Source organism: Megasphaera paucivorans (assembly GCF_900103535.1).
Taxonomy (GTDB): Bacteria; Bacillota; Negativicutes; order Veillonellales; family Megasphaeraceae; genus Megasphaera_A; species Megasphaera_A paucivorans.
Window position 1 is genome coordinate 76,528 of record NZ_FNHQ01000011.1, and the last position, 9,448, is coordinate 85,975.

The 9,448-nt window shown below is 38.2% G+C and carries 8 protein-coding genes; 3 read left to right on the plus strand and 5 right to left on the minus strand.

The features are described 5' to 3' along the window. Nucleotides 1-136 precede the first annotated feature (136 nt). From BLR11_RS06640 to BLR11_RS06655, 4 genes are all read right to left on the minus strand, one after another. On the minus strand, nucleotides 137-751 hold the full coding sequence (locus BLR11_RS06640) for a GntR family transcriptional regulator (RefSeq protein ID WP_091649741.1): 615 nt from the start codon (nucleotides 749-751) through the stop codon (nucleotides 137-139). Between the two features lie 202 nt (nucleotides 752-953). Beyond that, on the minus strand, nucleotides 954-2,075 hold the full coding sequence (locus tag BLR11_RS06645; RefSeq protein ID WP_218118737.1) for a YkvI family membrane protein: 1,122 nt from the start codon (nucleotides 2,073-2,075) through the stop codon (nucleotides 954-956). Nucleotides 2,076-2,203: 128 nt separating this feature from the next. Further along, complete coding sequence (locus BLR11_RS06650; RefSeq protein ID WP_091649744.1) at nucleotides 2,204-3,469, minus strand: L-cysteine desulfidase family protein; 1,266 nt, start codon at nucleotides 3,467-3,469, stop codon at nucleotides 2,204-2,206. 24 nt (nucleotides 3,470-3,493) lie between these two features. Further along, nucleotides 3,494-3,997 (minus strand): L-2-amino-thiazoline-4-carboxylic acid hydrolase, encoded by a 504-nt coding sequence (locus tag BLR11_RS06655; protein ID WP_091649747.1) that lies wholly within the window; start codon nucleotides 3,995-3,997, stop codon nucleotides 3,494-3,496. 998 nt (nucleotides 3,998-4,995) lie between these two features. Here BLR11_RS06655 and BLR11_RS06660 point away from each other — a divergent pair. From BLR11_RS06660 to alr, 3 genes are all read left to right on the plus strand, one after another. Beyond that, entirely contained in the window at nucleotides 4,996-6,558 is a 1,563-nt protein-coding gene (locus BLR11_RS06660) for a sigma 54-interacting transcriptional regulator (RefSeq protein ID WP_091649750.1), read from the plus strand. 185 nt (nucleotides 6,559-6,743) lie between these two features. Beyond that, complete coding sequence (gene ald / locus BLR11_RS06665; protein ID WP_091649753.1) at nucleotides 6,744-7,856, plus strand: alanine dehydrogenase; 1,113 nt, start codon at nucleotides 6,744-6,746, stop codon at nucleotides 7,854-7,856. A 125-nt stretch (nucleotides 7,857-7,981) separates the two neighbouring features. Next, complete coding sequence (gene alr / locus BLR11_RS06670; protein ID WP_091649757.1) at nucleotides 7,982-9,175, plus strand: alanine racemase; 1,194 nt, start codon at nucleotides 7,982-7,984, stop codon at nucleotides 9,173-9,175. A gap of 19 nt (nucleotides 9,176-9,194) precedes the next feature. Here the strand turns inward: alr and BLR11_RS06675 are convergent, their stop codons facing one another. Next, complete coding sequence (locus BLR11_RS06675; protein ID WP_091649762.1) at nucleotides 9,195-9,434, minus strand: hypothetical protein; 240 nt, start codon at nucleotides 9,432-9,434, stop codon at nucleotides 9,195-9,197. Nucleotides 9,435-9,448 lie beyond the last annotated feature (14 nt).

The window sequence follows — 9,448 nt, forward strand, 5'->3', positions numbered from 1 at the left end:
TACGATTTCTAACGTAATATAGCATGCCCGTTGATTTTCCAAATTAGCGGATGCAAATTTTTGATTGTAATTTTCACTTGATATGCTTTCATAGATAGTACTTTTCTTTACTATTATTTTTAATATTATCCAATATCTATGCCTTCGCTATTAAATGGTCAATATCCGCTTCCAACAGTTTTATTGCCATAGGAATGTCCTTCTTTTCCAAATAATCGACAACAGCTAAGTGCAAATCCATCGTAGAAAAAACTTTTGCCTGTACAAAATAAATGGTTTCAACATATAAAATATTTTTAAGTATTTCGTATGCATACATATTTTCATTTAAAGAAAATATCTTTAAATGAAATTTGCAGTTATGCCGCCATCTTGTCATATAGTCATCAGAAGGACATCCAGCATACTGCTCACAGATATCTCTAAGTTCTCGCAGATCTTCTGCTTTGATTCTATCCGCACTGCGTTCTAAAAAAGCAGGTTCCATAATTGCGCGGTAACGCTGTAATTCCATAATAAGTTTTTTGTCCGGACACATAATTTTATAGCCTTGTCTAGGAATACTGACCAAAAATTTTTTCCCGGTCAATTGGAGCAATGCTTCTCTGATAGGCGCTCTGCTCATCTGGTATTTTTCCATCAGAAATTTTTCTGTTAAAACGGTATCCGCAGAATATACTCCATTAATTATATCTGTAAATAATTGCACGTAAACTTGATCTTTTAAAGTAGTGCGAGATGTATTCTTCATGTTCAGCCGTCCCCCTGTCTTATTTTCCATTATATCCTGCAATTTTTTTAAAAGTCAAGTTTATGCAGTTTTATCACTGAATATTACAAAAACCCCCTTTATCACAGCTTCATAAAAAAATTCACTGCGATAAAAGGAGTTTTTAATTTTAAAAATAATTCATTTCAACGACACTGAAAAAAATCTATTGAGTTATATTTTCCTAAACAGACATATTGCCTTCCCCTTTTTCTGTTTTATCAGAACCATTTTTTAATCTAATTTCCTTAGCAACCATTAAAACCGCAAAGACAATAGCCGCATACCCGGTGATGGGAAACAAAAGATTAACCAGTTTATCAAACGGAATGGTACTGCCAAAAAACATGCCTATACCAGTTAATACAACCGCAATACTATTGAATTTCTTTGTTTTATCTACGGCAAATTTACGGACAACCATCAATAAAACAGAGGCAACAGCAGAATAAATACATAAGACAATAATAACGGTAAACGCTAATGCCAAAACCGGCGAAACTTGATTGGCAATAGCTAAAGTAGGAACCTGTTGTCCTACAATAATATCGTGATACACAATTTCAGCAAATACCAAAAATAAGATAGCGATAGTAAACAAAATGCCGCCAGTTATCGCCCCGGCACGTGCTTCACATTTGTTTGCCGCTTTTAATCCGCAAGTAACTTGAAACGGCGTACTCATCATCAAAGCTAAAAAGGCATACAAGGCCCCGGACCAAGCCCAATTGCCAGAAGCGGATTTAAAACCTAGCTGCGGCATCAACGCGCTTCCCTGTATAAGCATATCAGGCTTTGCCAGAGCCGTTGCCACTGCCGCAATTCCAATAATGACCACAAAAAAAATTTTAATAGGGCCTATCACTCCGATGATATTAATTAACTTATCTACTCCCAGCAATACGGTAAGTAAGGAAAGTATTCCGATAAATCCTGTACCGAGATATTCGGGAACTACATAATATTGATGAATAGTAGCACCGCCGCCGGCCATCATCACAACAAATATACCGTAACTTAAAATTACACTAAACCAAATATATACTTGTCCTAAATATTTCCCACAATAGTATTCAAAAACATTATAAGGATTTGAAAATTTCTCACGGTTTCCTGCATTCCATAAAATATAAGAGAACGTACAAATTAAAGCACAGCAGACAAAGGCTGCCCACAGACCATTAATACCATTTACCGCAAAAAACTGAAGAACTTCCTGACCCGTTGAAAATCCTGCACCTATCCAATATGCGCATATAGCACCGGCCAATATAAACACCTTTTTAAATCGGATTCTATTTTCCATTATGTCATCTCCCGTCAAATATACGTATTGTTTTCCTTATGGTTTCCTATACACAACATGCAGCAGAGTAGTGTCTATATGCAATTAGACTTACTCAGCTGCATGGCCGTACATACGTATTGCAGAGCTCACGCCCCTAACATAATATTTAAAATTTCGATATCCGTACTTTTCATGCCCACGCGGCCTACACGGCCAACATTTTGTACCGTTTGTTCCGCGCTCGTTTCAACCAACCCTTCGCCAAAGGGAAAACACCGATTGCGTTTAGCCATTTCATATCCTAAAATACCGGCATCAACAGCACTGGCAATTTTAGCAGCACAAGACGCTTTTGCACCATCGCATACAATCCCGCCAACATCTCCGATTGCATTTATCAATGTATGTTCGATAACTTCCAGCGTTTCTCCGTAAAGATAGGCGATCCCACAACCTGCGGCAGCTCCCGCAGATACAGCGCCGCAATACGCAGAAAGATTACCAATAAAAAATTTTTGATATAGTGCCATTAAATTCGTTAGTACCAAGGAGCGATAGAGGAGTTCTTCAGACGCCCCGGTTTCTTTCGCATAAACCACGAGAGGCATCGTACAAGTAATCCCTTGATTACCACTTCCGGAATTGATAACTACGGGCATAGAACACCCATTCATTCTGGCATCGGAACCAGCTGCAGCCGCAGCTCTTGCTTTTGTCCGAATACCTTGCTCTTCCGCCGACAATAACGTTCTACCCACAGCCGCCCCCCAGTCATGAATCAAGCCTTCATGAGAAATCGCCGTATTATACTCAATTTGGCGGCCTATCACCTCACGTACATCATTCATATTAACTTCATTGGCAAATGTATATATGTCTTTAATATTAAGTTTGCTCTTATCGCCTGCCCGCGATTCAGATATATCCGGTTGGGAAAATAAAATATCGCTATTCTTTTGAATAAGTGCTACATGATCATCATTGGTACGGATTTCTACAATTACCGTGTCTAACCCACGTTTTAATTCAACACGGATAAATAGATTTTCTACCCCTTCTGCCAATTCACATGTACAAAAATCAGTGAGACACAATTTTTTTGTTTTTTCTATGGCATCCTCATCGGCTTCGGCAATAACCTCCAAACCTTTTTCCGATTTTCCTGTCAAAACACCCAAAATTGCAGCAGGTGCAATGCCTTTTTGGCCACCGGAATTAGGAACCACGACACCTTTTACGTTTTTGATGATATTCCCGCTGCAGCACACAACCATATGCTCCGGTATCATGCCTAGTACTTCCCGGGCCTTTGCTGCGCATAATGCCACGGCAATCGGTTCAGTGCAGCCCATAGACGGAATAAGTTCTTCCTTCAGGATAGTAAGATAATTAGTATATTGTTTTGTATCCATAACAATACTCCTTAATTAGAATTTTTATTTCTTTTTAGAATATGTGATATGGCAAGTCGGACACCCATTCGCTATCGTATCACCCAATTCAAAATCATAACCCATCGCTTTTGCAATATTCCGATCTCCATCCATGGCAATATCACAAAGCTTTTCGCAAGCAGCTTCGTCAAAACCCAATTTCTGCCATGCCTTCAACAGTGGGCAATAATGAAAATGCATTTCTAATTTATCTGCATTTTTTGTGACATATTCAAGTTCAAAAGTTTTGACAGCATCAGGTGGTAAAAAAGTATCCCCAAAAACGCTCAAATCATCCGGATTAGGACACGCTTCTTTTATCTCATTTCCTTGCATCACTCCCGTGGCAGCAACCGCTTCACGAATAATTTTTTCTGCAAACTCAGCCTTACCCGCTTCACATGCTTTTACATACGTCAGACCGGTCCAGGTCGCACGATGTTCTGTAGCACTGCGACGTACATTTACCATCGCATCATCATTAATTTTCGATTCATTTTTTATCATTTTAAAACCTCCTGTCAACTTTTAGCTGTATGGAAATAACGCGTTTATTTCCATACAGCTATATTATATTTTTTACGGCTCGAGCTTATATCGTGATAATATCACGATATAATTTTAATGTCAATATTTTTAAATATTTGTTTATAATATTCTATTTACGTTATTTTAAATTATTATTTTATGAATTTATTCTATTATTTTTAATATTTTAAATAATGCTAATCATATCACAAGAATTCAATGAATTACAATCACTTATTTTATATATATTATTTTTGCATTATAAATCAGTAATGATACCCTCTCACTGTAACGTCCCGCAACGTAAGAAAATAAAGATGACCGATACTCTTATTCCACCTCCATATATATTTTAACGATCATTGTATTGCATAAATAATCTTTTATTATTTATCGTATAATTCAATGACGCAGGTCGTGTTTTTGTAAATATTTTTTAATACCTTCGCAGATTCTGTATGAAATTATCCATTAAAAATGTTTATTCATAGCGGACATGTAAAAAATTAAAAAACACGAACGCTGTTCGTTATATTTATATTAAAAATAATATTTTTTCTTTACCCATTTATTTATGTTGCTATAAATAGATTAAATTCACATTTTTTGTTCATGATTTAAAAAAATAAATAAATCAAACGTTCAAATTTTAAAAACAAATTTCTCTTGACAGTGTACATTTTATGGGGTTATAATTTTTAATGCAAAAAAAGAATTAATGAAATGTATCTTTAGTATAATTATTTTAGGTGTTTTCATATCTGTACTATTTCGTTTTACAAGATGCATAATAATACATTTATTCGAATTATTTTTTTATTTTTATTCATGACCATTTATTATCTCTGTTATTTTTATGATTTGCCAACATAGTATAAAACAATTTAGATTTGATTTAACTATGTAATCATTTTTTCAGCAGGTGTATACCCTTAGAAAGAAGAAAGTATACATACAGTATGAGGAGGTACTATATCATGGAAACAATATGCTTTAAAATTCCCAATGTAGATCGAATTGGTTTAGTACAAGATGTATCAAAAATATTAACCGCATATCATATCAATATTTTATCGATGGAAGTGCAGCTCAATTCCTTATATGTAGAAATTGAACAATTATCGAAAGAAAAAATAATCTTAGTTTTCGACAAGCTGAAAAGCATTTCCAGTATCATTGATGTGCAAAAAATTAATTATATGCCTCGACAGCAGCGTACTCAAGAACTGCGAGCTATCTTATCTTCTATAAGTGATGGTATTATTGCTATTGATAGCAATCAGCGAATTACACAATATAATCCGGTAGCCGAAGAAATTGTTCGCCTGCCTTATAATACAGTAATCGGCCATCAATTCGCCGAAATATTTCCTTCCGACCTTCCCTTATTGGAAACCTTAAAACAGGGAACGACATATGATAATCGGGAAATAATTCTAAAACAAACGAGCAGTCATTATTCAACAAGCGGACGACCTATCGTAGATACGGCAGGAAAAATAAACGGTGCCGTGGCTCTTCTTAAAGATATCGGCGAAGTTCGTAAATTAGTTGCTTCCTTTACCAGCAGAAAACAGCATGTTTTTCATGACATTGTATATCAAAGCGACACAATGCAGCAGGTTGTGGACACTATCAACACAATTGCAAACGGTATTTCTACCGTGTTTATCAGAGGTGAAACCGGCACCGGTAAGGAACTTGTAGCTCGAGCAATTCACATGACATCGCCTCGGTCACAGAAAAAATTTGTTCCTATTAATTGTGCTGCTATTCCGGAATCATTGCTGGAAAGTGAATTATTCGGCTATGCAAAAGGCGCGTTTACCGGAGCCGATAAAAATGGCAAACCTGGATTATTTGAATTTACTGACGGCGGGACGCTTTTTTTAGATGAAATCGGTGAAATGCCTATGGCACTGCAAGCCAAACTGCTGCGAGTATTGCAAGAACGAACGGTTAGACGAATAGGAAGTTTAGAAGAACGGCCCATTGATGTGCGAATCATCGCCGCTACGAATCAGAATATAAAAAAAATGATTGACACCGGAAAATTCCGTGAGGATTTATATTATCGTTTAAACGTTATTCCATTATATGTTCCGCCCTTACGAGAACGCAGCACAGATATCCCGCTGCTGGCACAAGATTTTTTACAACATTTCTCTATCAGATTTCAAAAAAGTGTATGTACCATCAGTGAAACTGCCATGTCTAAATTAATGCAATACGATTGGCCGGGCAATGTCCGAGAATTAGAAAATGTAATGGAAAGAGCTGTAAATGTAGTAACTGGTACTATCATTTTACAAGAACACATCGTTTTTGATTCTGATTTTAAACGCGACAATTCACAACTTTCTCAACAACACATTCATTCTACCCTTACAGAAGCTATATCTCATTTAGAATATGATATGCTGGTCCAGGCTATGAAGCAGTACCATAGCTCTCGCAGTTTAGGCCGTGCTTTAGGAATATCTCATACAGCTATTATAAAAAAGATGCACAAATATAACTTAAAGTTCTCACAAAAATGATTTAATGGAATGATTTGATACCATTGGACACAAAAGTTTCCATCTATTGGAAACTTTTGTGTCCAATTTATATTGTAAAACCCGTAATTACAAGTCTTACTTGTTTGGCACAATTATTTCATATATTTGTATAGGTGGAACAATACGTATTCACTAAACTTTATTATATTATTGGAGGGATTTATATGATCGTAGGTACGGTAAAAGAAATTAAAGACAATGAATTTCGAATTGGATTAACTCCTGCAGGATGCCACGCACTAAAAACTGCCGGACATACTGTATTAGTTGAAAAAGGTGCCGGAGAAGGCAGTGGATTTTCAGATGCTATTTATAAAGAAGCAGGTGCTACGCTTCTTTCCAAACGGGAAGTATTTGATCAGTCCGACATGATCGTCAAGGTAAAAGAACCGCTTCCCCCGGAATATGATATGTTCCATCCGGGCCAAATACTGTTTACCTATTTGCACCTTGCCCCCGAACCAGCATTAACAAAAGCATTGTTAAATCACCAAGTTGTCGGCATCGCATATGAAACAATCCGTGATAGAAACAACACGCTGCCCTTACTATCACCAATGAGTCGTGTAGCCGGCAGAATGTCTGTACAATTAGGTGCACAATACTTAGAAAAACAATATGGTGGCAAAGGTGTTGTTCTCGGCGGAGTTCCCGGTACAGAACCGGGGCAGGTAGTTATCATAGGCGGTGGCACGGTAGGAACAAATGCAGCTAAAATGGCTGTCGGTTTAGGTGCCAAAGTAGCCGTTCTTGATATGAATCCGGAACGGTTAGCCTATTTAGATGATATGTTTGGCGGCAGAGTAGAAACCATTGTTTCTAATTCCTACATCACGGCACAATGGGTTAAAAAAGCCGATTTATTAGTCAGCTGCATATTAATTCCAGGAGCTATGACTCCTAAAGTAGTAACAGAAGCAATGGTAAAAACAATGGAACCCGGTTCTGTAATTGTAGACGTAGCCATTGACCAAGGCGGCGGTGTAGAAACCTGTGATAAGATCACAACCCATACCGATCCAATCTACATTAAACACGGAGTCATCCATTATGCGGTAGCCAATATTCCCGGAGCAGTTCCTCGCACATCTACTATAGCTCTGACAAATTCCACCCTGCCATATGCATTAAGCATCGCCAATAAAGGCTGGAAAAAAGCATTGCAGGATGACCCGGGATTAGCAAAAGGTCTAAATACTGTCGATGGGAAAGTAACATTTAAAGCGGTATCCGATGCACTGAATCTGGATTATACACCTGTAGAACACATACTTTAATAAAATTGTCGTAGGTGCTAAAAAGCTGAAAACAAGCGCTCTCCTCAAATCATGTTTTCAGCTTTTTTAGCAATCTTCAGCTGTATAGTACATTCCAGGTGATTTTATGATCGATGGAGGTAATTATGCTGGATATGAGAAAGAGACGTCCCCTGTGGGTCGAAATTGATTTAGACGCCTTGGACAACAATATGCGAGAAATACGCCGTATTGTTGCTCCGAGTGTATTGGTGACTGCCGTAGTAAAAGCTGACGCGTACGGTACCGGCGCAGTTATCGTTTCAAAAGAATTGCTGGATAACGGCGCTGATCGGTTAGCCGTAGCCGTACTCGATGAAGCCGTAGAATTACGACAAGCCGGCATTACTGCAAAAATACTGGTACTCGGACCTACTTCTGGCTCCCGAGCCGAAGAATTAATCAATTTCGGAATTGATGCTCCCGTCTTTCATTATGAAGACGCTGTCGCATTTTCTGATGAAGCTGTACGGCAAAACAAGCCGGTCAGCCTTCACATCGCAATAGATAGCGGCATGGGACGTATCGGCTATAGACCCTCAGAGGCAAGCGTTCAGGAAATAATAAAAATCAGCAAGTTGCCAAATGTTATCTTAGAAGGCATATTTACACATTTTGCAGTTGCCGATACAGAAGATAAAACATTTACCAGGGAACAATATAAAAAATTTAAAAGTGTATGTGACCGTCTCCAGGAAGAACATATATCCATCCGTATTCGACACTGCTGTAACAGCGCTGCCATATTAGATTTGCCGGAATATCACGATGAAATGGTGCGTGCCGGCATTATTATGTACGGTCTGTCCCCTTCGGCAGATATCGATATTACTCGATTTAATTTTAAAAAAGTAATATCCCTAAAATGCCGTATTGATCATATAAAAACAATCAAAACAGGAGACAGTGTAAGTTACGGAAGAAAATTTATGGCAGTCAAGCCGACACGTATTGCCTCTCTTCCCATCGGATATGCCGACGGGTATACACGAATGCTATCCGACAAAACCGAGGTCTTAGTACATGGAAAGCGAGCAAAGCAAGTTGGGTCTATCTGTATGGACCAATGCATGATTGATGTAACACATATTCCTGATGTTAAAACAGGTGATGAAGTAGTATTATTTGGAGAGCAAAAAGGTACGGAATTACCCATAGAGGAATTGGCAAACATATTGGGCACTATCAATTATGAAATCATCTGTATGCTTGCCCGGCGTGTACCGCGTGTATATACGCGCAGCGGAACGAGTATGTGTCAAGAAGTTCTCGGTGAATGTATTGACCTAGATAATAGCTAGCCTCATCGACATCGTTTTTTTATAAAAATGCAGGCGTTGAGAAACTGTTAGCTAACTTCCCTATGGCACTGCTGGACGGGCCATTATTGCAAATGCGTCCGTGATGAATCCCTACATGCGTTTGAAAGGGAATCTTCCGCATGACTCGTCTCATCGTCCCACGGAAAGTGCGGCTGACTGGAGCGGTAAACCCCTTGGTCCAGTCGGCAAACGCCTGATCTAATTCCTTGTTTCGTATGGCCGTAATCACTTTCACCATCGCAGTCCCTCCCG

Bases quoted from the DNA above. Each gene is read 5' to 3' on its own strand.
- BLR11_RS06640 (WP_091649741.1), bottom strand. From the start codon at position 751: ATGAAGAATACATCTCGCACTACTTTAAAAGATCAAGTTTACGTGCAA.
- BLR11_RS06645 (WP_218118737.1), bottom strand. From the start codon at position 2,075: ATGGAAAATAGAATCCGATTTAAAAAGGTGTTTATATTGGCCGGTGCT.
- BLR11_RS06650 (WP_091649744.1), bottom strand. From the start codon at position 3,469: ATGGATACAAAACAATATACTAATTATCTTACTATCCTGAAGGAAGAA.
- BLR11_RS06655 (WP_091649747.1), bottom strand. From the start codon at position 3,997: ATGATAAAAAATGAATCGAAAATTAATGATGATGCGATGGTAAATGTA.
- BLR11_RS06660 (WP_091649750.1), top strand. From the start codon at position 4,996: ATGGAAACAATATGCTTTAAAATTCCCAATGTAGATCGAATTGGTTTA.
- ald (WP_091649753.1), top strand. From the start codon at position 6,744: ATGATCGTAGGTACGGTAAAAGAAATTAAAGACAATGAATTTCGAATT.
- alr (WP_091649757.1), top strand. From the start codon at position 7,982: ATGCTGGATATGAGAAAGAGACGTCCCCTGTGGGTCGAAATTGATTTA.
- BLR11_RS06675 (WP_091649762.1), bottom strand. From the start codon at position 9,434: ATGGTGAAAGTGATTACGGCCATACGAAACAAGGAATTAGATCAGGCG.